The organism is Faecalicatena sp., from assembly GCF_058819085.1.
Map to the genome: position 1 here is coordinate 1 of NZ_JBZUUL010000019.1, position 26,651 is coordinate 26,651.

The window sequence follows — 26,651 nt, forward strand, 5'->3', positions numbered from 1 at the left end:
CGGCTCCGTCATTCCCGGATCCATACGCCTCGGTTCCATTATCCCTGGCTCAGTCGTCCTCCGCGGCTCCGTCATTCCCGGATCCATACGCCTCGGTTCCATTATCCCTGGCTCAGTCGTCCTCCGCGGCTCCGTCATCCCCGGATCCATACGCCTCGGTTCCTGCATCCCTGGCTCCGTCATCCCCGGATCCATCCTCCACGGTTCCATCATTCCCGGATCCGTTCTTCGTGGCTCCATCATCCCTGGCTCCATCATTCCCGGATCCTGCATTCTTCGCTCTGGCCTTTGCGGTTCCATTTCTTCCGGTTCCATCCCGCCCTGCTCCATCTGCCATTCCCTGATTACTCCGCAGGCGATCTTATCCCCGCTGTCTCCGGACGGCTGGGACTTAAAATCATCCGGTCTGCTGTGAATGACCACAGTCTTTCCGACCACATCCTCCGGGTAAAACCTGCCTGTATAGAAAGCACTCCATGCCGCACCGTGAGTCGACATCAGCGGCGGCAGGTCTCCTGCATGTTCCGGATGGGGTGTACGCTCCGGGTTAAAATGCATTCCTGTACCCGGAAAAGCTTCCCTGCCATTACCACCACAGCTTCCTCCCTCATGAATGTGAAATGCGAAGAATTTTCCGATATCCTGTTTCTCCTCATCTGGCAGCCCATAGATCTCTGCCATCACGATCGTCCCTCCATATACTTCAAAAAAGTATACAATACCATGTATTTCCGGAAATTGTGCTGAACCTTCTACTTCTGCATATGCCTCCGGCATTCCGTTTAATTTTTCTAGCATAACATCGCCCTCCTTCTGCACAGTATATGCCAGGACCACGGCAGATGTTCCTATCTCAGGCATACATTTTCCCTGTCAGATTCCTTTAAAAATCAGCTTAAGCATCCGCCTTCTCCCTTATAGCTCCCCTGCGGAACATAAAATTTGATCACGTGGTACTTTATAAAACAAAAAATATTTGCTATAATAAGCAAAAATCGACAAAGGGGATACTATGGATTCAAATTTTACAGTTGCCGCATTAAAAATCAACAACAGAAAAAGCGTATTAAAATATATTTATGACAGAAAACGGGCTACCCCGCGTACTCTGCAGGACGAAACCGCATTGAGCAGACCGACGATTGCCCAGATCTTAAAGGAGCTTCAGGAAGAAAATCTGATCTTCCAAAACGGCCTTGCCAGTTCTACCGGCGGGCGGAAGGCCTTTTTATATGAATTCAATCCCTCTCTTCGGATCACCATCGGCGTGGAGCTGCTGATCGACCATTATGAGATCACCGCGGTGGATCTCTATGCAGATACTTTAAAATATGAAAAGAACACACTCACCTTTTCTGATACCCCGGAATATTACGAGCAGGTATGCAGCTCCATCAGACGGTTTATTGATTCTCTGCAGGCAGACCCGGACTGCATCCTCGGGATCGGGATCGCACTGCAGGCCTTGATCTCGGCGGACGGCACAAAGGTCATCTACGGCAAGGTACTGAACTGCGATGGACTCGATATCAAGGAATTCAGCGACAGACTGCCTTTCCCCTGTGCCTTCAGCCACGATGCGGAGTCAAATGCAAATGTGGAGCTGTGGATGAATCCAATGCTTGAGAATGCGGTTTATTTTAATATCCGTTCCGATCTAAGCGGTGCGATCATCATCGGAAGGAAGTTTTTCCAGAGCGGTGAATATAAGAGCGGTGTGTTCGAGCATATGACCATCGTCCCCAACGGAAAACCCTGCTACTGCGGAAAGCGGGGCTGTGTCAATTCTTACTGCTCCCTGTCGGCGCTTCTGCATGACGGAGAAGATATCCAGAACTTCTTCCTGATGCTGCGCAACGGTTCAGCCACACACAGGAAAAGATGGGACAAATACCTTGAGTATCTTGCGGTAGCCATCGATAACCTGCATATGGCGATCAACTGTGATATCATCTTGGGCGGAACCCTGTCCAGATTCCTGATCGGCGAGGATGTTCAAAAGCTCCAGGAGCTGATCAACCAAAGGACTGCCTTTCCTACACAGAGACAGTACATCAGTATCAGCCGCTGCTCGAACCTTCCGCTGTGTATCGGAGCGGCGCTGCCAATCATCCAGGAATATCTCCAGACGATCATGTAGCAGTCTTTTTCAGGTTTACAGGCATGATAAAAAGAGACAATAGATAAGGAATTTATCTTTCCCGCTATTGTCTCTTTCCTATTGATTTTCTATGACTGATTTTCTATGACTGATTTTCTATGATAGATTTCCTATTTTACCATAGTAGCAAAATCGAGATCTTTATCTGCATATTCATTTACATTATCTGTATCGATCACGACGGTACCGGCATCTACGAATTCCTCTACCTTCTCGCCGTCATGCACCTTAATGGCCGTATCCACTGCGGTCTGTCCAAGTAAAACCGGGTCATTGGAGGCTGTGCACGCATACTTGCCCTCCTGGATCTGAAGGACTGCTTCCATCAATCCGTCAACTCCGCATACCTTGATATCTGTAAGCCCCTGCTCAGAGCAAACCTGTGCTGCCCCCAGGGCCATATCATCATTGTGTCCAAAGATAGCAACCACATCCTTATTTGCCTGAAGCAGATCCTGTGTAGCAGGGATAGCCTTAGATCTGTCATAATCACAGTAAGAGGACTGTACGATCTTAAGTCCCGGTGCCTTTTTCAAAGCTTCATGGAATCCGTCGCGGCGGTTCATCATGGTTGTCGAACCTGCCGTCCCCTGGATCTCAAGCACGGTCCCTGTTGCGCCTTCTCCGCCCAGCAGCTTGATCAGCCTCTCTCCGACCAGACGTCCCATTTCTTTATTGTCACGCCCAACCCATGCGGTGTAACCATTTTTTACATTTTTATCCACTGTGATGACCGGGATGCCGGCGCTCTTGCATGCTTCGATTCCTGCAGACGGACCGTCTTCATTTACCGGGTTGATGATCAGCACATTGATCCCCTGTGATATCAGATCCTGTATATCTTTATTCTGCTTCGCGATATCATTATCCGCATTCAGGGAAACAACACTGATTCCCTTATCTTTTGCATAATCCTCAATGATCGGAGTCATATTCGCAAAAAACGGTGTGTCCTGTGAACAGTTCGAAAACCCGATCTTCAATTCTGATTCCGCTGACTTCGCCTCTCCAGATGTCTGCTTCGCCTTGGAACCCGAATCCTGTGATGTGACAGCACCGCAGCCTGCTGCCGAGAGCACAGTCATAGCTGCCACTGTTACTGCAAGTATTTTTTTCAGTTTGTCTGATCTCATAATGTTACCTCCTTTAATCATATACCATAGAGTTGCCCCGGTATCCCGGTATGATCTGAAAAGCCTGTGGCTTAACATTCTTTAATCTGCCTTCCCCTTTTCCTTTGAAACAGCCTGGTTCAAAAGCAGTGCAAAGATGATGATCGCACCTTTTGCGATCTGCTGATAATAAGAAGGAAGACCCACAAGATTGAATATATTCGTGATGATCTGCAGCAGGAAAACGCCTCCGAAGGTTCCTCCTATGGATCCGATACCGCCGCTTAGACTGGCTCCGCCAATAACACTGGCAGCGATCGCATCCAATTCATAACCGTTTCCGGCTGTGGGCTGTCCGGTAGACATCCAGGAGGCCGTTAAGATCCCGGCAAATCCGGCCAGCACTCCGCTGATCATATAGGTCAGTGCATAATTTCTTTTCGTCTTGATCCCTGAGAGCATCGCTGCCTCCCGGTTGCCGCCGATCGCAAACAGGCTGCGCCCAAAGACTGAATATTTCAATACAAGGATAAAAATAATAGTCAGGATGATCCAAAAAATACCACTGATCGCTACCTTCCCGAAGAGAAATCCGCCCCCCAGCATATGGAAGGATTCTCCCAGTCCGAACACTGGATTTCCGCTTGTGGTCAAAAGTGCAGCGCCTCTGGCTATCTCCATCATGGCCAGGGAAGCAATGAAGTCCGGCAGACGGAATCTGGAGATCAGAATACCGGTGAGGATTCCCATTACAGCACTAACAGCCAGGCCGGCCAGACACCCGATCAGGATGGAGCCTCCGCTTGAATTAGATTTCTCCACAATGATGGCTGTGACCATTCCCGAAAACGCAAGCACCGAACCAACAGAAAGGTCAATGCCCCCCAGCAGTATGACTAAGGTCATCCCTATCGCAACGATCCCGGGTATGGACGCCTGCTGGAGCAGATTTAAAAAATTGGCCAGTGTCAGAAAATTTGGCGACAGGACAGTGGATATGATGATAAAAATCACCAGCAGTATGATTAAATTGTATTTTTTAATAATTTCACTGAATTTTGATCTCTCTTTCATTACAAGCTCCTTCCGATTACTGATGCATGCAGGATCTGGTCTGCATTAAAGTTTGCTTTATTTGTTTTCAACACCTGCTGCCCGTCATAAATGACATGGATATTATCACTGACACGCAACAGCTCCTGCAGCTCTGATGATACAATGATCACGCTTTTCCCCATGTCTGTCATCTCACGGATCAGTTTATAGATCTCTTCCTTGGCAACAACATCGATTCCCTGTGTAGGCTCATCCAAAAGAAGGATATCGCAGTCCTGCATCAGCCACTTGGCCAGGATCACCTTCTGCTGATTTCCGCCGGATAAGTTACCGGTTCTTGTCTGAACCGTCGGTGTCTTGATATTCAGCTTTTCGACATACTCCCTGCATTCCCCATTGATCTTCTGATAATTGATCTTCATCCCCTTTTTGAACTTTCGCAGGGCAACCATGGACATATTCTCCCAGACTGGTAGTATGAGGACCAGTCCCTGTGTTTTCCTGCTCTCCGGGGCAAGCCCGATCCTGTGCCGGATAGCCTCCTGAGTATTATGGATGTGTACCTGCTCCCCCCTGACCAGGATCTCTCCTTTTGCAGCCGGTCTGACCCCGTATATGGACTGGAGGATCTCCGTCCTGCCCGCGCCCACCAGTCCATAGAGTCCCAGCACCTCACCCTTATGGAGTTTCAGATCGATGCCGGAGACCTTATCGTTGCACAGACCCCGCAATTCCAGGACCACGTCGTCAGAAACATGGTGTATCTTAGCCTCCTCATTTTCGATCTGGGTGATCTTGATCCCGTCATATACTCAACGAGGCTGTCTTCATTTAACTCTGATGCCTGTCTGCAGATGATAAATTTCCCGTCCCGAAGTACCGTGATGCGGTCCCCCACTGTAAATAATTCTTCCAGATGGTGGGATATGTAAATGATGGTGATTCCTTTTTCCTTCAGATCCTTGATCACCTTGACCAAAATCTCGAATTCTGACTGAGAAAGCGTGGAGGAGGGTTCATCCATAACGATCAGCTTTGCATTACATGCCAGAGCCTTCATGATCTCCGTCAGCTGCCGCTGTCCCATATTCAATGAGGAAACCTTAGATCTGGCGTTGATCTTGATGTTCAGACTGTCCGCCAGCTCCTGGGTCATACGGAAAACCTTTTTCCAATCCACACCTCCTGCACGTCCCCGGGGATAATTATTAATGTAAACGTTTTCTCCCACTGTCAATTCATTGAACAGCGAAAGCTCCTGATAGATGACGGATATCCCTTCCTTTCTTCTCTTCTCGGTCCCGTGAGAGTCCAGAATGGCTCCGTCAAAATATATCTCGCCCTCCTCTTCTTTATACGCCCCCGAGAGAACCTTCATTAATGTAGATTTCCCTGCCCCGTTGGCTCCGATCAAACAATGTACTTCCCCTCGTCTGACCTGGAAATCAACATGGTCCAGGGCCTTTACACCCGGAAAGACTTTTACGATCTGCCGCATTTCCAATATGTTTTCCTCGTGCACTTTTATACCTCCATTCCTATTTACTTTCTATCTCGTGCCTGGCAAGTTATGTAAAAACTGTTTACACAAGAATAACCCAGCGCATACCATTTCGTCAATTGGTTAATATGCAAATAAAACATGTTTTGTTTTTGTCTATATTGCACAAAATTATGATTTGAATCAAAAAATACCGCTTGTATCTCCCGTGTTATAATGGAAAATCGCCCTATTTTTTGATATATTTTTGTCAATATTGTTAAAACCAAAAATATGTACACTTTCTCAAATAAGATTAATACAGCATAGAAAATTGTAAGTTCATAGTATAATTTGTCAAATTATCTTGCTTCACTTCACAAATCTTGTCCTGCTTTTGTAGATTTTTTAACGAGTATTTGTGCAATTTTACTATATTTTTCCATCTATTTTGTGTATTTTTCACGATTGACACAATCGTTTCTCGTGATGTACTATTATGTAAAATTAGTTTACATAAGTCATTCAGGCTGCGCAGCCATGAACCTGATATGGATCCGGAAACATATCAGATGATCAGGATCAAGTAACCTAAAATAATAACGCAAAGAAAGGTCAGGTAAATATGATGAATGAATTACCCAAAAAAATGAAAGCAGTTGTTGCATATGCTCCAGGAGATTATAGATTCGAAATGGCAGATACCCCGAGGGCCGGGGAGGGCGAGATGATATTAAAGGTAGAGGGCTGCGGGATCTGTGCCGGAGACGCAAAGGCATTTGCAGGCGCCGCCAGCTTCTGGGGGCTGGACGGCCAGCCAAAGTATATCAAGGCTCCTATGATCCCGGGACATGAATTCGTCGGGACCGTTGTAGAGATGGGTAAGAATGTAAAAGGAAACTGGAAGCTGGGCGACCGCATCTGCCCGGAGCAGATCGTCCCATGCGGGGAATGTATGTTCTGCAAGACCGGAAGACACTGGATGTGCGAGAAACATGATCTCTTTGGATTCCAGAATAATGTAAACGGCGGGATGGCAGAGTATGTAAAGCTTACAAAAGAGGCGATCCCTTATGCAGTGCCGGCTGACATGCCTTTAGAGAAAGCAGCCCTGATCGAGCCTTACTCCTGCTCCTTCCACTGTGTAGAACGTGCACAGATCACACCAAGGGACTTTGTAGTATTATCCGGGGCCGGGACACTGGGCCTTGGCATGGTAGGATCTATCCGCCAGGCAAATCCAAAATGTCTGGTCGTGCTGGACATGAACGATGAACGTCTGGCAAAAGCAAAAGCATTCGGTGCTGACATCGTAATGAATCCGGCAAAAGAGGATGTCGTTACAAAGATCAAGGAGATGACAGGCGGCTATGGCTGTGATATCTACATAGAAGCAACCGGACATCCGTCAAGTGTGCAGCAGGGCTTGGACGCGATCCGCAAGATGGGACGTTTCGTTGAATTTTCCGTTTTCGGCCAGCCTGTAACTGTTGACTGGAGCATTATTTCCGACAGAAAAGAGCTGGATCTCTTAGGTGCACACTTAAGTCCATTCTGTTACGATACCGTCATCGAATGGATCGGCAGCGGAAAACTCCCGACAGACGGCATCGTCACACACCAGTTCCCTCTTGAAAAATGGGAGGAAGGATTTGAGCTTGCAAAGACCGGTAAGGACGGGGCACTCAAGGTAGTCCTTGTACCAGGCATGGAAGCATAAAGCGAGGAAGGATTCAGAAAATGGAGGAATAAAATATGCAGAGAATCATGAATAACCCGGATGACATTGTTGATGAGATGCTCAAAGGATTTTTGAAAGTACACAGTGATATCGTGGAAGAAACTTCGAATCCACGTGTCGTAAAGGCCAAACATATTCCGGCCGGTAAGGTGGGTGTGGTCACCGGAGGAGGCTCAGGACATAAACCTGCCTTCATCGGATATGTGGGAGCGAATATGTGTGATGCAGCAGCCGTAGGGGAGATATGCTCCTCTCCTACTGCAGCCGCATTTCTGGATGCATTCAAAGAAGCGGACCAGGGAAAAGGCGTTGCCTGCCTGTACGGAAATTATTCAGGAGATAATATGAACGTCAAAATGGCTGTCAAAATGGCAAAGAAGCAGGGCATCGAGGTGAAAACCGTTGTCGCAAACGATGATGCAGCCTCTGCCCCAAAGGACCAGCGGGAGAAACGCCGCGGAGTCGCAGGGGAAGTTCTCATGTGGAAGGTGGGCGGTGCCAGGGCCGCTGAGGGCGGTACTCTGGATGAGGTCATTGCCGCTGCCCAGAAAGCCATTGACAACACAAGGAGCATAGGCATCGGTCTAACCCCATGCACGCTTCCGGCAGTAGGACATCCGAACTTTGAGATCAAGGAGGGAACCATGGAAGTCGGGATCGGCCATCACGGAGAGCCTGGTATCGAAGTCTGTGAGTTGGAAACTGCCGATAAGATTGCTGCAAGAATGGTGGATGTAATTGTCCCTGATTACCCTTATGAGAGCGGGGATGAGGTTGTGGTACTTGTCTCCGGGCTGGGTGCCACCCCTGTCATGGAGCTGTATGTACTGTACGATGAGATCAACAGGCTCCTCACTGAAAAAGGGATCAAGATCTATAAAACATATGTAGGAAATTATTTTACTTCCCTGGAAATGATGGGGGCCACACTTACCGTCATGAAGCTGGACGACGAATTAAAAAGATTGATGGATATGCCTGTAAACACAATGGGCATGAAGCAGTTTTAGGAGGATAGATCATGGATAGATTCAAGAACGCAGACGGAAAATCCGTTTTATTAAAAATCGTAAAGGCCATCCAGGATAATAAAGCTTATCTGGGGGAGGTCGACGGACTGATCGGGGACGGAGACCATGGAATGAATATGAATAAAGGGTTCACTCTGTTCGGGACCCGGTTCGCAGACAAGGAATTTTCCTTTACAGAAGGACTGGGCGAGCTTGGCAATATCCTGTTCTCGGAGATCGGGGGCTCCATGGGGCCTATCTATGGAACCATCCTCTTAGATATGTCCGAAGCAGGAGAAGATCTGGAAGAAATAACATTGGCTGATCTGGCTTCCATGCTGGGTGCAGGACTTGAAGGGCTTCAGTCTATCGTGGAGGCTCAGGTAGGAGACAAAACACTGGTGGATACCCTTTCCCCTGCCGTTGACAGTCTAAAGAGATCCGCACAGTCCGGGGAGGAGTTTTGTGATGCCCTGGAGAAAATGAAGACAGCTGCCGGGGCCGGACGGGATTCCACGAAAGACCTGGTCGCAAAGTTCGGACGCTCCAGCCGTCTTGGCGAACGCTCCAGAGGTGTTTTAGATGCCGGCTCTGTATCCTGCTGCATCATCCTCGAAGCAATGGCTGACGGGATAAATGAGCTTTTGAACGCATAAACAAACGACAGCTTGAAAGATTGATCCGATGAAGGAGGAAGCCATATGAAAATAGCAATAGGATGTGATGAGGCTGCATACAGCTTGAAAGTAGAAATCATGAAGCACCTCGCACAAAAAGGCATTACATACTGTGATTTCGGGGCGGATGAAGGTGATATCGTCCTGTACCCGGATATCGCATACAAGGTCGCCGATGCTGTGGCTGCAGGCCAGTATGAACGCGGGATCCTTGTATGCGGCACCGGGATCGGCATGGCGATCTGCGCCAATAAGGTCCCCGGGATCCGGGCCGCAGTCTGCCACGATCCCTTTTCAACCGAACGCTCCCGGAAAAGCAATAATGCACAGATCATGTGCATGGGGGAGAGGGTGATCGGCGTGGAGCTGGCAAAATACCTGGTAGATATCTGGCTGGAGTGTGATTTTGCAGGAGGCGGTTCTGCGCCCAAGGTAGAAAGGATCACAGAGCTGGAACAAGAGCATATCCAAAATGCGGGATGATCCCGCTTTTGGACAGACAGAACTACCGCATCTTAAAATCCAAACAGCAAGAAGGAGGGCCGGAGCGTGAAATGTAAGCCTTTCACACTTTGGTCACTCCTTCTTCCTTTTCTCATCGTACAGTCTATTCCCGGCAGACCGCTTCCCACTGTTTCATTTCTCTTATATACCGCTCAATTTCGCTTATTTTTCCAGCAAAAGCCAGTTTGCCCGGAAAGGACGCATCAGATTCCAATATCCCACTCCCATAAGTCCTAACTCCTTTGCCAGATTCAGCTTCGCCTCAATACTCCTGACATCCTCAAACCAGACCTCATGGGTGAGTCCGTCTCTAACATAGTTAAAATACGGGCTCATGGACACCTCGTCAAACCGGATCTCAGCCCCATTCTCGATCGCGATCCGTACCGCTTCCACATTTCCGATCAGCCTGGCCTTCGTGATCCCTCTCTCATAGGGCAGCGTCCAGTCATACCCATAATTAGGGATGCCCATCAGTATCTTTTCCCGGGGGATTTCCGTCAGGGCATATTCCACCACCTGGCGGACTTTATTCAGCGGAGCCACTGCCATAGGCGGCCCATATGTGTACCCCCACTCATAAGTCATCAAAAATACATGGTCAGCATTCTCGCCTAAAAGAGCGTAGTCGATCCCCTCATACAGAAGACCCGGCTGGTCCGCCGAGGTCTTCGGAGCAAGTGCCACCGAAACCTGATAGCCCCGGGCATTCATCTGCTCCCTCAGCCTTCCCACGAATTCGGCGTATCCCACCCGGTCCTCCGGCAGGATATATTCAAAATCCACGTCCACTCCCGCGAATCCTTTCTGCTCCACCGTTTCCAGCAGGTTTGCAGTCAGCCGTTGTTGTACATCCAAATTCTCTGTAAGTACTTTTACAAGCTGGTTATTAAAGACCCCCTCTGAAAACGGAGTCAGTACCAGGATCGGCTCCACACCTTCCTCGTATGCAGCCTCTATCATCCAGGTATCATCCTGGAGCGGGGGAACAAGTTCCCCTTCAAACGTGAACCCGTATGAAAAGACAAGCAGTTCATTGATCGCCGGAAATGCCTGTTCCAGTATATACGGCTCAACAAAAGGATATGCATATCCTGTGACATACATATCCCCTCTGATACTCCCGGACTCCCCGGGCGGCAGGATCAAAAGCGCCTGGCCCACTGCCAGCTGATCTTGGTTCATAAGCTGATTGTCATATGTGATCTTCCATACCGGCACGCCCGTCTGGTCTGAAATAGAAAAAAGTGAATCTCCGGCCTTAACAACATATATAATAAAATCACCCCCTACGCAATAGCATATGAGGGTGATCCCTGTCTTATGACATAAAATAGCCTTTCTTCTTTTCAGCAAGCACCTTCGCAAGCGTCAGCTTTAACAGCTCCACATCTACCGGCTTTGCCACATGTGCCGACATCCCCGCTTCTTTGGCCGCCTGTATATCCTCCGCAAACGCATTCGCAGTCATCGCAATGATCGGAATCTCTGCCGCATCCTCCCGCTGCATCTGCCGTATCGCACGCGCAGCATCATATCCGTTCATCTCCGGCATCTGGATATCCATCAGCACCGCATCATAAGTCCCCGGCGCAGCCTCCTTAAATTCCCCGACCACCTGCACGCCGTCTCCTTTTACTTTAGATTCCGCTCCATGCATCGCAAGCAGCTCCACCAGGATCTCGGCATTGATTATATTGTCCTCTGCGATCAAAAACTTCCGCCCCAGGAATATCTTATCCTTCTCGAAACCAGTCAGAAACTCCTCCTTCACAGGCAGGCTGCTCTCCGTATCCTCTAAGCATTCACAATCCAGCTCCACCTGGAAGGTCGTTCCTGTACACACCTGGCTCTTTACGGAAATTGTTCCGCCCATCAGATCCACAAGCCCCTTCGTAATACTCAGGCCCAGCCCGGTCCCTTCCACCCGGGATGCACTATAGCTCCGGGTAAAAGGTTCAAACAGGTGCTTTAGAAATTCTTCTGACATACCGATTCCCGTATCACTGATCGTAAACCGGTACCTGACCGTCTTCTGCTCCTCACTAGCTCCCGTCTCTTCCACAAGAAACGATACCCTTCCGCCCTCTGGAGTAAACTTAACCGCATTCCCTAAAATATTTAACAGTATCTGATTGATACGCAGGGAATCCCCATAAAAGCATTCATGGACGATCCCTTCACTCTTGACCTCCAGCTCTATCCCCTGTTCCTTTGCCTGGGGCATCATGATCGCTGTAAGCTGGTTCAAAAGCTGCTGCATCGAGATCTTCATTCTGCCCAGTGTGATCGAGGACCTCTCGATCTTACTCATGTCCAAAACATCATTGATCAGACTTAATAAATGCTTGGAAGAAATGGAGATCTTCTTCAGACAGTCCTCCACCCTCTCCTTATCGTCTATATGGGCAAACGCCAATGAGGTCATTCCCATGATCGCATTCATCGGCGTACGGATGTCATGACTCATCGCAGACAAAAATTCGCTTTTTGCATGGTTCGCCTCCTCCGCAAGTTCAAGGGCCTTCTCCAAAGCTGTCTTTGCCTCACGTTCTGCTGTCAGCATATCAGTCACATCTGCCCTTACAAGACAGATTGTACTGTGATTTGTATCACCCCAGAGCACATTGATCTGCTTATACCGAAGCTCACCTTCCGACTGATAAGGAAAGACAAAATCATACCCCGAAGGCTTTTCCTTTAACTTCTCAAGCATGGTATCCAGCTTAAACTGCGTCTGCGCTATTTCCCTTCCATTCTCCGCACCATAATTAGAGGCAAAATTACCAGCCGCCTTGTCATAGTCATCCAACAGGTAAGGTGGCAGATTCTCCAGGACCGTATCCCGCGTGTACATGATCAGAGACTTACTGTTTACATCAATAAACGCAGCCAGTTCGAATGTATAGGCAAGCAGGTTCAGCATTCCCTGCTGCTCACGCACAGAGGCCGTCACATCCGTGCGGATCAGACATACCCTGCCAAGACGCAGGTCAATGGCAGAGACCGTCATTGTCTTCGTGCGGATATCTCCGTGTTCATTGAACAGACTGAAAGAAAAGGTATAGGCCCTCTCTTCCTCCAGCCGCCTGCGCATCTTCTTTAGATCCAGAGCATTTTTGTATACTTCCCGGTCCTTCGGGACAACGACCTGTCCGGCCATATATTCCACACGCTTCGAGTGTAAGCCCCGGTCCTGCGGGATACAGTCAGACTCTTTATTGCGGGCAAGGATCATGTAGGTATCCTCGTCCATATTCAGGTCCAGCACAAAATCATAACTGGTAACAGAAAGCTGGTGCAGTATCCGGTCAGAGATCGTCTGCTCCGTAATATCTGTCACCGTCAGAATCCCCGTAACATCCCCTGTATCCGGCGTCTCTACAAGATTCACTGTAAACTGGACATATCTTCCCTTCTCTTCCTTCGGGATCTTGATAAAACACTTCAGGATCTGTTCCGTGTCATTTCTGCGGAAAGCCGCCATAGTAGGTCCATTCAAATAAGTGTCCAGGAACTTTTGACGCTCCTTCTCATCCACGACCAGTGTGGAGATCCCCTTAAAAAATTCCTCCCGTACATGTCCGAAAGTCTCCAAAAGGTTCGAATCCGTATGGTCCAAAATCTCCAGGATCCTGTTCTGCGTAATATTACAGTGCCCGATGATCAAAGCATTCGGGTCAGGTGTACGGTAATGCTGCAGGATCAGCTCTTTATACTGCTGCCTGATCCGCTCCTGCTCCTCGCGTTCCTTTGTCATATCATGATAAACAGCATAAAACCGCCCTTCGCCCTCTTCATCCTCGATCAGCGTAAAGGTTCCTTTCACCCAGATATAGTTATCCGGCCCGCTTTTCAGCCGGTAGATCGCTTCGCATCTTCCGCCCCCAGATCTGATATACTCCAAAATCTCAGCCTCCAGATCAGCCCGGTCCTCAGGATGCACTCCTGCCATCGCATCCCCTTTGTACAGCTCCCAGGCTTCTTCCTTGCTCATCCGGGTCAGCTCTGTAAATCCCTCCGAAAGAAATTCCGGTGTCATACTTCCGTCTGCATGATAACGCATGACAGCAACACCTCCGGGCAGATTCTTCACGATCGTCTGAAAATACTGCTCCAGCTTCTCCTTTTCCTTCCGGTTTTGGACCTCTTCTGTGATATCCTTTACATATTTCAGGTAAGAGGGGATCCCGTTCCAGTCCGTCTCCCGAAAACGGGTACTATAATAGCGGTTTGTTCCTTCCACCTTCATCTCGTGCTCTGCTCCATCCGCACTGTGAGTATTGAGGGTGCAGAACTCGCAGGGATGTTCCTTCCCATATAACGCCTTATAGCACTTCTGACCCACACTGGCAGAGCGTCCGCTCCCCGCATCCTGCGGCACATTCACATAAAGCAGGTCGTAATTCTCTTTACCGATGATATAGATGCCGTCCACTGCCTCATTGGCAATGCTCTGAAACAGTCTCGTCTCCGCCGAGATCCCTGTAAACACTGCATAGAACCTGGTCGACTCAGCGAGCGGCCCCATTCTCCTTCCATTCAGATGGATCCAGATCAGGTTTCCGTTTTTATGGTACATCCGGTAAGAAACATCCAGAACCGTTCCATTTATCACGGCCGCCTTTGCCGCCTCCAATACCCGCTCCCGGTCCGGCCCATAAATGATATCAAGGGCATCCTCTTTGATCATCTCCTCATATTCTTTCCTGGTATGTCCAGACAGTTCCATCACACCGTCAGAAAAAAAGACAGGTATGAACCTCTGTCCTTCCACCCTGTAGCTGGCGATCCCACCTGGTATTGAATTGATCAGATGATCCTTTTCCAGCTGCATCTCCTTTAGATCTGTAATATTATGAAATACACAATGTAAAAGCGGATATCCGTCTTCTTCCCCGATCCACTTCATCCGCATCCTCACCCAGACGATCCGTCCGTCACGATGCTGTTTGCGGAATTCGATCTCGGCAGCCTCATGTGTCTTTATGACCTCATCTGCCGCCCGCCTTACCATGTCTATATCCTCACAATAAATCCTTTCCGATGCGTCTGTATGCATCAGCTCTTCGTATTCCTCAACTGTATGTCCGGTCAACTGTGGTATTCCGTCTGAAAAATATACAGTTTCAAATACATCCGTGGCCTTATAGATGGCGACGCCCCCGGGAATCGCATTGATGATATCCTGCATCTCTCCCTGGATGAGAGACTCCGTTTGGATCATGCCTATTCCCCCTTTTTGAGATTCGCCCTCAGATCATCAGCCTTCTGGAATTCCTTTTTGATCACATCGTACATTTCTAAATAATCGCTGCGCTCTTCTCTGGCACGCAGCGGCTCTAAAATCGTGCATACAGAAGAAAACAGAGGGGTCAGGCCCATATTCCCAACAACACCTTTCAGCGTATGGGCTGCCTCAAATGCCCCCTTCATGTCTCCCTTGTCGAGGGCATCCCCTAATTTCTGCATATTATCATCCTTGAAAAGCATGTCCAGAAACTTTAGGTACATGTCTTCCTTATTCACAAACCTTGCCATAGTAGCTTGATAATCTCCACCATAAGCCTCAAATATACTGCGAAATTCTGACATTTCTCAAGCCTCCTTTCCATATATAAAATCATATAAGATCTGATACAGCCTGTTCGGCTCTATCGGCTTCGCCAAATGGGCATTCATCCCAGCCGCCTTGCTTTTTTCGATGTCATCATCAAAAGCATTGGCCGTCATTGCAATGATCGGCACCTTCGTCGCATCCTGATTGCTCAAATGCCGGATATTCGTGGCTGCTGACAGCCCGTCCATGATCGGCATCCTGATATCCATCAGGATCGCGTCATAATATCCCTCTTCTGATTTACCAAACAGTTCCATTGCCCGCAGGCCGTTTTCTGCTGTATCCACCTCAAAATTCCGGTTCTTGAGCAGCATGACAGCCACTTCCGTGTTGATCATATTATCCTCTACCAGCAGAACTCGTTTCCCCGAAAAATCATAATCCAATACCTCTGTCTGCCGCTTTTCCTCTTCCTTCTTACCCAGCGCCCTTGTAAACGCGGATACAAGAGAAGACTTAAACATCGGTTTGCTCATGAGGAGGTTGACCCCCGCCATCTTAGCCTCATGCTCGATAGAGATCCAGTCATAAGCAGTCATGATGATGATCGTCACCTCTGGGCCGACGATGCTGCGGATCCGCCGGGCCGTCTCGATCCCGTCCATCCCCGGCATCTTCCAGTCTATGAGGATCATGTCAAAATATTTTCCTTCATCATAGAGATGCCGGACACGGTCGATCGCCTTACGGCCGCTGTCCACCCATTCTGCCTTGATCCCCATCTCTTCCAATGTCACGACTGCGCTTTCGCAGACCGCCACATCGTCATCCACCACCAGGGTCTTTAAATGCGAAAAATTGTACTGCGGCTTCTTCTGATTATGCCGCTGCTTCTCTTCCTCTGTGATCCCCAGCTTCACATCCACCGTAAACTCTGTTCCAATCCCTTTGATGGAACGCACCGTGATCTTCCCATCCATCATATCCACGATATTCTTGGAGATCGCAAGTCCCAGTCCGGTCCCTCCGTATAACGCCGTCGTCCCCGTTGATTCCTGTGAAAACGGTTCAAATATATGAGGAAGGAATTCTTCACTCATCCCGACCCCCGTATCATTTACAATAAACCTAAGTACTGCATCGTTCTTTGTTCTTCTGCGCTGTGAAGCCGAAAACGTGACTTTTCCGCCTTCCTTTGTAAACTTGATCGCATTGCTCAATATATTGATCAATACCTGCTGCAGCTTCATGGCATCACCGATATAGTAATCATCCAATACCGGATCTACGATACATTCGTAATCAACCCCTCTGCTTGCCGACTGGGAATAACAGATGGAATTGATCCCGTTCAGGAATTCTTCTGTCGGTATCTTTTCATTCTTCAGCAGCATCTTACCGCTCTCAATGCGGCTCATATCCAGGATATCATTGATAAGGGAAAGCAGAAAACGGGAAGAGATCCCTATTTTTGAAATGCAGTCCGCCACCTGCTCATCATCTCCAAGTGACTGTGCCGCGATCGTACTCATTCCGATGATAGCATTCATCGGCGTACGGATCTCATGGCTCATCCTGGAAAGGAAGTCTGTTTTGGCTGCATTGGCCTGCTCCGCTGCAACCAGCGCAGCTGCAAGCTCCTCTTTCTGCTTTTGTTCCTGACGCACCACATCCGTTACATCGGTCTGGGCAAGACAGACCTTCCCCAGCTCTTTACTGATATAAAAAATCTGGAAACGCTTCACTCTCAGCCTTCCATGCCGGTCCCGTATCTCTGTGATAAAGCTGTAGGATTCTTCTCTGGCAAGCTCTTTCCTGATAAATTCATAGGATAGTTTTGTAAGATACTCTTCTTTTGCCGCCCCTTCCATGAACCGATCCGCAAACAAACGGATCTCCTCCTGAAAGCTTCCCTTAGGCAGAATCGTCTCTTCCTCTTTATCGCAGGAGATCACCCGCTGAGTATCATTTATCATATCCACTTCCGCTATGATATCATAATCCAGCTCCGTAATCTTACTCAAAAGCTCTTCCTGTACCCTCTGCTCCGTGATATCAAATGTATAGAAAAAGCTGATGATATCCCCCGTCTCCGGATTCTGATAGGAACGAAAACTTGTGCTTGCCCAGAATACGCCCCCTTTATTCTTCTTTCTCAAAAATTCAAAATGGTAATCTGCCCGGCCTGCTTCGTAGTCTGCCAGCACCTTTTCCCGTCTCAGTTCACTTCGAACCTGCTTTGCATCCGCTTCCTCAACCGCTGATCTTGCCAAATTCTCCACAGTCTCCTGATAGGAAGAACCAACTGCAGCCACCGCAACATCGGATGAACTCAGATAGCTCTCCATCCTGTCCTGTGTCACATTCAGCCGCCCCTGGATGCTGCCATCCGATGAGGACAGCTCCGCAAAATAAACCAGCTCCTTTTCATACAGGTCCTTCACATACTCCTGTCCGCGCCTGGCATCCGTAATATCCACACACACTGAAGTCACCACGGACCGCCCTGTCTCATCCCGGGTCACCTTCCCTATATCATGTATCCAGATATACGTCCCGTCCTTCTTCTTCATGCGGTATTCCACAGCATATTCGCCATCTGTATTGAGCTGTCTGCGGATCTGTTGTTCTGTCTCCTTACGCTCTTTTGGATGGATACAATTCATAAGCTCCCCGCCGATATCTGTGATGAACTCCTCTTCTCTTTCATATCCCAGGTATTGAAGCATCCGGCGGTTGATAAAACTAAACGGAAATCCCGGTTCCAGATATCCGCCCATCATCCCGCCCGCCAGAGACTCATTCAGAAGCTCCTGCCGCTGCCTGATCACATTTTCTACCACCAGGGTCTGAGGATAATGCTCGTCCCCCTTCTGGCTGTTCCCCGGCTCTGCGATATGCAGGTTCTGGACAAGCCACCTTTCCTGTTCCTTCCTAAGAATAAAGAAAAAACGCAGGTGCCATGTATACAGCGGATTGATCAGCGCTGCCTCCACAGCCATCGTGCAGATGTCCTCTGATAACTGCCGCTCATGAAGGACCTTTGTCTCCATCTGAAACGCTTCCGGGCACTCTCTGATATCTTCCCCCAGATATCGAATCATCTCTTCCTTTCCATTGGCTATCTCATTCAATCCGGTCCCTACAAAACTGACCTCCTCTGCCAGAAAAGGCACAATCCTTTCTAAATTTCGTTCCTTGAACCACGCATCACAGAACGACACCACGGCCTGGCGTACCTCACTATGTATCTCCATACCAATTTCCTCTTTCTAGTCAAAACGGATATTCCAAATCCGCTTCACTGCTTATTCCCCCGCCTTCGCTGTATATTTCATGGCATCCATGACAGAACCTTCTCCTGCTTCCCCCTCTTTTGAGAGAAGCTCCTTGAATTCATTACACGGCATCGGCCTTGCGAAATAATATCCCTGTACATAATCACAGCCGATCACCTTGAGCCTGTTAAACTGCTCCTCTGTTTCCACGCCTTCTGCCACAACACTCAAATGCATCCATCGTGCCAATGCGATGATAAACTGCAGGATCCCCTGACTCTGCGGTTTTGCAGTCTCGCTCTGGATAAACTTCATGTCCAGCTTCAGGATATCGATGGGCATCTCATTGAGCATGTTCAGGGAGGAATACCCGCTTCCGAAATCATCCATCTCGATGACAAATCCGAGATCCCTGAGTTTTCCTACTGTATCGATGATCTGTGTCGGATTTTCTGTATAGGCACTTTCCGTGATCTCCAGGTGGAGATGTGACGGTGAAAGGTCATGTTTCTGTACGATCCGAACTAAAATATCCGCCAGGTCGGCATTATATATATCTGCACGCGACACATTGACAGAAACAGAGATCGGCGCAAGCCCTTCCTCTTCCCACTCTTTGATCGCGGCACATGTCTTGTCCCAGACATATTGATCTAATTTGGTAATAAACCCGTTCTTTTCAAACAGCGGGATAAACTCGCCCGGTGACTGGAAGCCCCACTCCGGGTGGATCCACCTTACCAGTGCTTCCGCACCCACCAGCTTTTTATCTCCGATCCGGTATTTTGGCTGCAGGTAGATCTGGAACTGGTTCTGTGCAAGGGCAGATTCCATGATGTCTGTGATTGCCTGCTCCTTCAAAAGCCGGTTGCGCAGAGTATCATCATACGGTGCAAAATATTTGCCGTACTGTCCCTTGATGCTGCGGGCAGCAAGAAGCGCCCTGTCGCACATCTGCTCTACAGAGATCGTCCTGTCTTCTATATAATAAACGCCCCACTTCATAACGATATTGCGGACTTCCAGCACGCCGTTTACCTGCTCGCTGGCCTCCTTAAAGACCTCGTCCGTATAAGCATATCGCCGCTCCAGCAGACATGCAAACTTATCCGATGTCAGTCTTCCGCAGATTCCTCTGCCATCCACTCTATGCTTGTACATCTCTGCAACTCCCTTGAGCAGACGATCCCCCGTAGGTACGCCAAACACATCATTGATCAGCTTAAAGTTCTCAATATCTGAACATAGGATATCGTACTGCTTATCCGGATTACGCAGCAGGATATCTTTGACCTGCTGATAGAAAAACTCCTTACTGTATACTCCTGTCAGTCTGTCATACTGGATCAGATTCACCATCGCAGCAGTCTCGCGAAGATTGATGATACTCGCTACACGGTGAAGTATGATCTGCGGCCTGTAAGGCTTCGCAACAAAATCCGATGCGCCATGTGACAGCGCTGCTACTTCATCGGACTCTCCGTCATTTTGAGTTGTGACAATAACGGGAATAGAAGAATAAGCAGGATCTGCTTTCATGATAGATAGAAAGGTATAACCATCCATGACAGGCATTACGATGTCCAGCAGAATAAGAGAGATCCCCTCTTTATACTGCTTTAATATGTCTAAAGCCTCCTGTCCATTCTCTGCCTCCAGCACGTCATAATCTGAATCCAGAATCTGACATAATAGGCCCCGGTTCAATGGATTATCTTCCACTACCAAGATTTTTTTCCGTGAAAACATGAATTTCACCCCTCTATCTTTGAGAATTAAATATATCTTATGATCCTGAGGGCATTCTCCCCCAGTTAAACTACCTATTTATACCCTATAATTCTAACATAGTACCCCTGAAAAGGCAATCACTTCCCCTTTTTATGAAGAACAGTTTTGCCTTAAAATACGGGGAAAAATCACAATTGCAATGATCTTCGCACTTTTTACCCTATTTTTCGCATCATGGGATGCTCCTGAGATTTTTACAGCTTCTTACATGGTAACAGGCATTCTGTTTTTCCCGCTTCTTAAAAGAAGAGACACCAAATCAAACAGATTTCGGTTCCCCCATCTGCCAGGCAAACTCTCTGCTTCTTTGTTCTTCCCCTTCCAAAAGTCTCTCCCAGTCTTCACAAAATGCCGTCAGCTCTTCCTTCTCCAGATGCCTCTCCATCTGCTTAAGCCTGCCTGCATAGACTGTGTCAAGCCGCTCTTCTTTGAACTGGAACATGGTAAACGGATACCCCCAGACTACCAGCTCCGCCAGTTTGCTGTAGCACTCCCTGACAGCAGCTAACGGACATTCTTTGCGGATAAAGCGGAAGAAAACCTCGAAGCAGAAAAAACTGTGTTTTTCCGTCCTGATCTGTTCCAGCTCTTTTCTAAGATTTTCCCATCTTCTATGCGGCAAAGATCCCAGTGTCAGTCTGGAAACCTGAAAGATCGTCAGCGCAAGCAGCTGCAGGCTTTCCTGATACAGCCGCATCCCTTCCCTGATCTCGGATTTTGAGAAATCAATCTTTCCGGGTTCCAGCCACACCTGTGTCCCCTTTCCCTGAAAGGATCGCGTGATCCCCAGCTCTTCCAGCAAAGCAAGCGTTCTCCTGATGGTTGTCCTGGAAACGCCATACTGCTGCTCCATCTCCGGCAGGGATGGCAGATAGCTTCCTGCCGGAATTTTCTTACTCATGATCTCCCAGATGATCAAAGATGCCAAAGTATAGCGCATCTGAGGACGCTGTCTGTAAATATTCCAGCGAAACGGTATGGGCTTTTGGTCCCCCAGATCATATTTTGGCGAAACCTGGTCAATATAATCGAATAGCTCCTGCCTTAAGCAGCTGTCGGAATCCTCGATCCTGCTTTTCAGAGAAGACACCGCCTCATCCTGTTTCATATTGAGAAGCTCCGGGGATGTAAGCACCGATGACTTCTTTTCGATCAGGTAGGGGTAGCGCAGATAGCGCAGCCCCTCTGCCAGCAGATTGAGCACCAGGCGGTTCTCCCAGGCAGCCAGTACGCTCACATAGAACTTTAACGAAAGCGGCATGGCATCCAGTGTTGTGTTGCTTAAATCATACTGCATTTTTTTCCAGGACTCTTTCCCGATCCGCCGCATTGCGCCTTCCCAGAGGGGTACAAAAAGATAATCCCCCGCTTTGGCAAAATCCAGGATTCCCTCTTTCCGGGGCACATAATATCTTGCCATATTTTCAGCCACCTGCGTGGAATCAGCCTGAAATACGATGACCGCCTGCTTTCGCTCCTCGTTTTTAATATACCCTTCCTTTTCCAGCATAGCCAGGGCGGTGCGTACCGATCTTCTTCCCAAATGAAAATCCGAACAGATCTGGGCAATGGATGGCAGGCTGTCCCCGTATTTATAGAATCCAAACAGGATCCGTGTTTCATAATAATCATAGACCAGCTTATGCCGGCCTTTATCCTTTTCCATTTCTACCTCCCGTAATGTTGAACCCAATATTAAAACACAAACAAATCCAGTATTATTATAGAAGGAAATACACTAACTGTCCATAATAATGACTGATATAAGAAAGGATCGTGTCATAATATAAGCACAAACATACGGAAAGAAGGCGTGCCGGATGCACCAGCTCAAAACGCCCCTTACATCCATCTTGTGATCTCTGATTACCCGCGGTGCTTCTTTCTGTCCCCGCCAAGATAACGGTGCAGAAGCTTTTCTAATTCTTTGACATCCACCGGCTTTGAAAAATGAGCATTCATCCCTGCACTTAAAGCCGTCCGTATATCTTCCTCAAAAGCATTGGCTGTCATGGCTACAATAGGCACTGTGCCGGCATCCTTACGATCCAGCTTGCGGATCGCCTCCGCCGCCTCATACCCGTTCATCACCGGCATCTGGATATCCATGAGGATCAGATCATAATACCCTTGCGGGGAATCCTTCACCATCTGCACCGCTTCGGCCCCATTTACAGCCTCCTCCACCACTGTTTGGTCATCCTCGATCAGAGCCCGGGCTATCTCCCGGTTCATAGCATTATCCTCAGCCAAAAGCACCCGGCCGCCAATACTGGTACTGCTCCTGCCGCTAAGCGCTTCTGTCTCTTCGGCTCTCTCCTCCTTCTGCATCTTCTGCAGGCGTAAGGGGAGTGTCACGGTAAAAGCCGAGCCTTCCCCCGGACTGCTCTTCACATGGATATCTCCGCCTATCAGTTCTATGATATTTTTCGTGATCGCCATCCCCAGACCTGTTCCGCTGATCTTTCTGGCCGTTTCATCCTGAGCTCTCTCGAAGGGCTGGTATAGCTTCTGTAAAAATTCCTGATCCATACCGATCCCGGTATCTGTACAGCGAAACACATAATTCTGATACCCTTTTTTCCGGCTGGATTCCTGCCACGCTTCTACGGAAACACTGCCGCCGCTTTGTGTATACTTCACTGCATTACTCAAAATATTTAAGTAGACCTGACGAATGCGCAAAGGATCACCGATCACCTTTTCATCCCGGATGGCGGGCTTATGGACCTTAAGTGTGAGTCCTCCCGACTCTGCCTGGACCCGTACCAGCTCTACAATATCCAAAACAAGCTCTGCCAGATCAAACGGCTCTTCACTGATAGACAGTTTTCCATTCTCAACCTTCGACATATCCAGAATATCGTTGATCAGGCTGAGAAGGTGCTGACTGGAAAAATTGATTTTTTTCAGACACTCGGCAACTCTGTCCCGCTCGTCCAGGTGTGCTGCCGCGATCGCGGTCATCCCTACAATGGCGTTCATCGGAGTTCGGATATCATGGCTGATATTAGATAAGAACTGGCTCTTCGCCACACTCGCTGCCTTTGCATTCTCCAAAGCACTCTGTAATGCCTGACGCTGCTGTTCCTCGTCAGCTCTCTGCTCATCGATCCGGCGTGACAGCAAAATAGCCAGGCGGTCATCTGAATAAGGATTGTCTACGGAGATGATCAGTGTGAAGATCCAATGGTAATGCCCGTCCGTCAGCATTTGCCTGGCCTCTAAGAAAATTTCCTGCCGCTCCCTTCCCAGTCTCCTAAGAATGTTTTCCGGTGCAAAACGCCGTTCAAACTCCACCGCATTATCAGGATGGACATTTTGCAGAAATTCATGATAGAGTCCCCCATAAGTCTTTTGTTTCCCCATGTCCACCATCAGATCATTCTTCACATAGATAAATTTCAGCGTATCCTTTGTCAGATTTAAGCTGATGATCACAGGGTACACTGTAGAGATCGCACTGACCAGCATGATGCGTTCCTGGCGTTTTTCCCTCTGCATCTCTTCCTCGGCCAGCTTCTCAGCCGTAATATCATGAAAGGTGGTGATCAAGATCGGTTTCCCATTCTCATCCAGTGTTTTTTCAACGAGCCCGGCCGCCCAAAAAAAGCTGCCGTCTACTTTGATCACACGATTTTCAAAACTGTTCTTATCCCCGGAAACAGCTGTGGCATGCAGAATATCCGCTAAGCGTTCATAATCCTCAGGTTCAACAACATGTTTCAGCATCTGTTCCTTTGGAATATCATCAGGAGAATCCTGGGGATATCCCAAAAGCCGCCTCCCTTCCCGGTTAAGCTGCAGAAACCGGAATGGTTCCTCTAAAGTCAGCAGTGCAATCCCTTCCGGCACAGCGTTATACAGATGAGCGGTATAATCTGCCTGGCTTTTCAGGCGGCGGTTCGTTCGGTTCACATACCGGAAGTACATTGTGACCAGGAAAGTGATTCCCGACAGGATGGCTACGATCAGGATCAGGGTGCGTATCAGGATATCCTTCGTCTGTGTGTCAACTACCTCCTGCGGTATGATGGAGATCAAATACCAGTCAGATCCCATACCTAAGGGAGTATAACAAAATACTGTCGGCTCCTCCATATAAGTAAATACAGCCCAGCCTGTCTTTGCCTCCTCAATGGCATCCTGAAACTGTTTCAGGCTCTCTTTCGAGTTCTCCCCCTTCGGAAGCATATCAAAAAGATTCCTTACCGTCTTATTGCTGTCGGGATGCAGCGGCCGGATCAGGATATCCCCTTCTGCATCCATGACATAAGAAAAGCCTGCATTGTTATAAAACGATATACTAAAGCTGTCTACGATGTGATCTATCTCGTATTCCTTCAAAAGATACCCGGGCGTTCCATCCTTAAGAAGGACCTTTGTGTACAGATCGAATACGTTGACTCCCGTCACACTGCTGATATGCGGATCGATGATCCCGCTGTCTGACTCTATGTCAGGCAGTGCTTTCACTGCCTCCTCGTCGATACTGTGCCCCTTCGGGAAACTAAAACCATCCATAAAATAGAGGCTGATACTGCTGTCCACCTGCCCGTAACCTCCCACGGCCGCCTCCAGCTTGTCGGTCTGTCCTGCCGTAATTAAGCTTAAGTATCCCTTGACCAGTTCCAGCGATCTGAATCCGTCCTGCAGCTGCACCTTCAGGGTATTACTGCCCTGCCGGGTACTTTCCATGATCGTATTGACCGACTGCTGCCACAGCTGCTCCTTGACCTCGGTGACAAAAAAGATCGCCACAATAGCAAGAATCCCGGAAATGACCAGCGCAGTAAACGTAATCCGCAGTTTTATTTTTTTCTTCGTTTGCTTCACCGTTTTCTACTCCTTCCCTTCTGCCTGTTGGTCGATCCATTTCATCGTATCTGACAGTGACTCTCCTGACAAAAGCATCACAGACGCCTGGGCTGTAAGATTCCAAATCGGCAGATCCAGACGTCCATCCGTCCCGATAACGGTCTGCCCGGACTCATAGCTTGAAATCAACGGCCGGATCGCTTCTGCGGAAGAAGGATATCCATTCTTAAGCGGACTGAAGGAAGACTGCTGGTCCACAAATTCACGTATGTTATCCCTCTGTATAAAATATTCCACAAATTTCTTGGCAGCTTCTATGTTTTCGCTGTCAGCATTTACGCTCAGGCGGGTGTCCGCATTGATAACGAGCAGAGATCCATCCTCAAGGATCGGCAGAGGGACCACTTGAAATGCAAAATCTGGTTCCATCTTTTTCACCCGCCCGGCTGCCCAGGCACCTGTCAGCATAAATGGGGATGTGCCCTCCACAAATTCCTCCAGATCACCCGATGTCTTCTGTGTATCCAGTGCCTTCCCGGCATCCACATATCCCTTGTCAATAAAATCCTTGACAATAGAAAAACCGTCTGTCAGATATGTGCTCAGCTTCTCCTCCCCGGTGTTTAAGCTCCTAAACACGTTCTCCTCCTGATTCTCCTGATATACAGAGTAAAATCCCCGTCCGATCGCCAGTGTCTTAAGGGAGATATCATTGTTCGCAACGATCGGTGTGATCCCCTGTTCCACAAAATAATCGCAGACTGTTTCCCATTCTTTCAGGGTCCCAGGCACCTCCTGATGATGTTTATCCAGAAGATCCAGATTGCAGTAAAGGCCAAAGACAGAGACCGTTGTAGGGACCCAGTATATTTTCCCGTCTTCATCCATCTGCCTGCTCATCTGATCCGTATACTGTGACATTGCAGAAAGCTTTGACAGATCTGCCACCTGGGAGTGTTCCTCCAGCTTAAGCAGCGTATCGTGGTTCACCATGAACACATCGTTTCCTTTCCCCGCGGCCATTCTCTTATTCAAGGCATCCTGGTAGCTGTTCCCCTTCATACTTTCATAGGTAACCTGGATATCCGGATTTTCCTCCATAAAACCAGAGAGAATCGCTTCGATCACCTCCACATTTTCCGCCTCATATTTATTGCCAAAGAACGTGATCCTGGTGATCTTATCCTTGGAATCTTCATAGTTAAATACCCGATTCTTATTTCCGCACCCGGCCACTAATGTCAAGACAAATGCAGGAACAAGGGATAACGCAAGAATTCTCTTTTTCATTACATTCCCTCCTATTTCGTTCAGATCCGCCCCGGCGTATTTGCTGCCGAGTGCGCGTCATGCTTTGTATGACACAATACGTCTGCACGCTCCCTCCAGGATAAACAGTCTCAATGGAATCACGCCATACCGCTTCTTTAAGTGCCCGGTTTCAACACTGTTCACTTAGGTAC

18 protein-coding genes are annotated in these 26,651 nt (G+C 48.5%); 5 read left to right on the forward strand and 13 right to left on the reverse strand.

Features of this window, described 5'->3' with window-relative positions; all coding sequences use genetic code 11:
* The coding region (locus AC4OGX_RS09160) for a superoxide dismutase family protein (RefSeq protein WP_493329980.1) at positions 1-798 on the reverse strand (798 nt) is incomplete at its 3' end.
* Between the two features lie 214 nt (positions 799-1,012).
* On the opposite strand from AC4OGX_RS09160, the gene AC4OGX_RS09165 reads away from it, so the two are divergent.
* Positions 1,013-2,140 carry an ROK family transcriptional regulator gene (locus AC4OGX_RS09165; protein WP_493329982.1) on the forward strand — a complete coding sequence of 376 codons (1,128 nt, stop codon included), beginning with the start codon at positions 1,013-1,015 and terminating at the stop codon, positions 2,138-2,140.
* Between the two features lie 131 nt (positions 2,141-2,271).
* Here AC4OGX_RS09165 and AC4OGX_RS09170 read toward each other — a convergent pair whose 3' ends face one another.
* From AC4OGX_RS09170 to AC4OGX_RS09185, 4 genes are all read right to left on the reverse strand, one after another.
* Positions 2,272-3,294 carry a sugar ABC transporter substrate-binding protein gene (locus tag AC4OGX_RS09170; protein WP_493329984.1) on the reverse strand — a complete coding sequence of 341 codons (1,023 nt, stop codon included), beginning with the start codon at positions 3,292-3,294 and terminating at the stop codon, positions 2,272-2,274.
* Between the two features lie 81 nt (positions 3,295-3,375).
* Complete coding sequence (locus AC4OGX_RS09175; RefSeq protein ID WP_493329986.1) at positions 3,376-4,347, reverse strand: ABC transporter permease; 972 nt, start codon at positions 4,345-4,347, stop codon at positions 3,376-3,378.
* Positions 4,347-5,072 (reverse strand): ATP-binding cassette domain-containing protein, encoded by a 726-nt coding sequence (locus AC4OGX_RS09180; RefSeq protein WP_493329987.1) that lies wholly within the window; start codon positions 5,070-5,072, stop codon positions 4,347-4,349. Before AC4OGX_RS09180 ends, AC4OGX_RS09175 begins: the two co-directional genes overlap by 1 nt.
* A complete protein-coding gene (locus tag AC4OGX_RS09185; RefSeq protein ID WP_493329988.1) occupies positions 5,018-5,851 on the reverse strand; it encodes an ATP-binding cassette domain-containing protein in 834 nt (277 codons plus the stop codon). Before AC4OGX_RS09185 ends, AC4OGX_RS09180 begins: the two co-directional genes overlap by 55 nt.
* 586 nt (positions 5,852-6,437) lie before the next feature.
* On the opposite strand from AC4OGX_RS09185, the gene AC4OGX_RS09190 reads away from it, so the two are divergent.
* Genes AC4OGX_RS09190 through rpiB form a run of 4 tightly spaced genes read left to right on the forward strand, consistent with a single transcriptional unit; the run spans position 6,438 to position 9,720 of the window.
* The gene (locus tag AC4OGX_RS09190; protein WP_493330214.1) at positions 6,438-7,529 is read left to right on the forward strand and encodes an alcohol dehydrogenase catalytic domain-containing protein; all 1,092 of its coding nucleotides are present in this window, start codon (positions 6,438-6,440) and stop codon (positions 7,527-7,529) included.
* Positions 7,530-7,564: 35 nt separating this feature from the next.
* Positions 7,565-8,560 (forward strand): dihydroxyacetone kinase subunit DhaK, encoded by a 996-nt coding sequence (locus AC4OGX_RS09195; protein WP_493329989.1) that lies wholly within the window; start codon positions 7,565-7,567, stop codon positions 8,558-8,560.
* A gap of 11 nt (positions 8,561-8,571) precedes the next feature.
* On the forward strand, positions 8,572-9,216 hold the full coding sequence (dhaL, locus tag AC4OGX_RS09200) for a dihydroxyacetone kinase subunit DhaL (protein ID WP_493329990.1): 645 nt from the start codon (positions 8,572-8,574) through the stop codon (positions 9,214-9,216).
* A gap of 45 nt (positions 9,217-9,261) precedes the next feature.
* Positions 9,262-9,720, forward strand: a complete 459-nt coding sequence (rpiB, locus tag AC4OGX_RS09205) for a ribose 5-phosphate isomerase B (protein ID WP_493329992.1) — start codon at positions 9,262-9,264, stop codon at positions 9,718-9,720.
* Positions 9,721-9,903: 183 nt separating this feature from the next.
* Here rpiB and AC4OGX_RS09210 read toward each other — a convergent pair whose 3' ends face one another.
* From AC4OGX_RS09210 to AC4OGX_RS09245, 8 genes are all read right to left on the reverse strand, one after another.
* Complete coding sequence (locus tag AC4OGX_RS09210) at positions 9,904-11,019, reverse strand: glycosyl hydrolase family 18 protein (protein WP_493330216.1); 1,116 nt, start codon at positions 11,017-11,019, stop codon at positions 9,904-9,906.
* Between the two features lie 43 nt (positions 11,020-11,062).
* Positions 11,063-14,968 (reverse strand): PAS domain-containing hybrid sensor histidine kinase/response regulator, encoded by a 3,906-nt coding sequence (locus AC4OGX_RS09215; protein WP_493329993.1) that lies wholly within the window; start codon positions 14,966-14,968, stop codon positions 11,063-11,065.
* Positions 14,969-14,970: 2 nt separating this feature from the next.
* A complete protein-coding gene (locus tag AC4OGX_RS09220; RefSeq protein WP_493329995.1) occupies positions 14,971-15,336 on the reverse strand; it encodes an Hpt domain-containing protein in 366 nt (121 codons plus the stop codon).
* Positions 15,337-15,339: 3 nt separating this feature from the next.
* Positions 15,340-18,558, reverse strand: coding sequence for a response regulator (locus AC4OGX_RS09225; protein ID WP_493329997.1), 3,219 nt, complete (start codon positions 18,556-18,558; stop codon positions 15,340-15,342).
* A 51-nt stretch (positions 18,559-18,609) separates the two neighbouring features.
* Positions 18,610-20,328 (reverse strand): two-component system response regulator, encoded by a 1,719-nt coding sequence (locus AC4OGX_RS09230; RefSeq protein ID WP_493329999.1) that lies wholly within the window; start codon positions 20,326-20,328, stop codon positions 18,610-18,612.
* 301 nt (positions 20,329-20,629) lie between these two features.
* Positions 20,630-22,036, reverse strand: coding sequence for a GntR family transcriptional regulator (locus AC4OGX_RS09235; RefSeq protein ID WP_493330001.1), 1,407 nt, complete (start codon positions 22,034-22,036; stop codon positions 20,630-20,632).
* Between the two features lie 200 nt (positions 22,037-22,236).
* A complete protein-coding gene (locus tag AC4OGX_RS09240; protein WP_493330003.1) occupies positions 22,237-25,206 on the reverse strand; it encodes an ATP-binding protein in 2,970 nt (989 codons plus the stop codon).
* Between the two features lie 6 nt (positions 25,207-25,212).
* Positions 25,213-26,478, reverse strand: coding sequence for an ABC transporter substrate-binding protein (locus tag AC4OGX_RS09245; protein ID WP_493330005.1), 1,266 nt, complete (start codon positions 26,476-26,478; stop codon positions 25,213-25,215).
* Positions 26,479-26,651: the final 173 nt, after the last annotated feature.

Bases quoted from the DNA above. Each gene is read 5' to 3' on its own strand.
- AC4OGX_RS09215 (WP_493329993.1), bottom strand. From the start codon at position 14,968: ATGATCCAAACGGAGTCTCTCATCCAGGGAGAGATGCAGGATATCATC.
- dhaL (WP_493329990.1), top strand. From the start codon at position 8,572: ATGGATAGATTCAAGAACGCAGACGGAAAATCCGTTTTATTAAAAATC.
- rpiB (WP_493329992.1), top strand. From the start codon at position 9,262: ATGAAAATAGCAATAGGATGTGATGAGGCTGCATACAGCTTGAAAGTA.
- AC4OGX_RS09220 (WP_493329995.1), bottom strand. From the start codon at position 15,336: ATGTCAGAATTTCGCAGTATATTTGAGGCTTATGGTGGAGATTATCAA.
- AC4OGX_RS09190 (WP_493330214.1), top strand. From the start codon at position 6,438: ATGAATGAATTACCCAAAAAAATGAAAGCAGTTGTTGCATATGCTCCA.
- AC4OGX_RS09170 (WP_493329984.1), bottom strand. From the start codon at position 3,294: ATGAGATCAGACAAACTGAAAAAAATACTTGCAGTAACAGTGGCAGCT.
- AC4OGX_RS09230 (WP_493329999.1), bottom strand. From the start codon at position 20,328: ATGTTTTCACGGAAAAAAATCTTGGTAGTGGAAGATAATCCATTGAAC.
- AC4OGX_RS09195 (WP_493329989.1), top strand. From the start codon at position 7,565: ATGCAGAGAATCATGAATAACCCGGATGACATTGTTGATGAGATGCTC.
- AC4OGX_RS09225 (WP_493329997.1), bottom strand. From the start codon at position 18,558: ATGGAGATACATAGTGAGGTACGCCAGGCCGTGGTGTCGTTCTGTGAT.
- AC4OGX_RS09175 (WP_493329986.1), bottom strand. From the start codon at position 4,347: ATGAAAGAGAGATCAAAATTCAGTGAAATTATTAAAAAATACAATTTA.
- AC4OGX_RS09235 (WP_493330001.1), bottom strand. From the start codon at position 22,036: ATGGAAAAGGATAAAGGCCGGCATAAGCTGGTCTATGATTATTATGAA.
- AC4OGX_RS09245 (WP_493330005.1), bottom strand. From the start codon at position 26,478: ATGAAAAAGAGAATTCTTGCGTTATCCCTTGTTCCTGCATTTGTCTTG.
- AC4OGX_RS09165 (WP_493329982.1), top strand. From the start codon at position 1,013: ATGGATTCAAATTTTACAGTTGCCGCATTAAAAATCAACAACAGAAAA.